Annotated in this window: 1 pseudogene; it reads right to left on the bottom strand. The window is 40.2% G+C overall.

Going from position 1 to position 261, the window contains the following annotated elements:
- Positions 1 to 7 precede the first annotated feature (7 nt).
- Positions 8 to 261: pseudogene (locus SB775_RS30810) on the bottom strand (30S ribosomal protein S4); the annotation flags it as partial.

The following is a 261-nucleotide window of genomic DNA, read 5'->3' as shown; positions in this document are numbered from 1 at the left end:
AATGAAATTAACGAGAGTAGAACTCAACGATTAGTTGTTCGCTGATTTCAGGCGCTAATTCAGAACGCTCTGGAAGACGAGTGAAAGTACCTTCAAGCTTTTCAGCATCGAAAGAAAGGTATTCAGGAACGAAGTTGTTTACTTCAACTGATTCTTTCACAACTGTTAGGTTTTGAGATTTCTCACGAAGAGCAATCGTTTGACCTGGTTTTACAGAGAAAGATGGGATATCTACACGGCTTCCATCAACAAGGATGTGAC

The sequence above is a fragment of the Peribacillus sp. SIMBA_075 genome (genome assembly GCF_046534585.1).
Note: the sequence above shows the minus strand (reverse complement) of the source record. Positions and strands in the feature narration are given on the sequence as shown.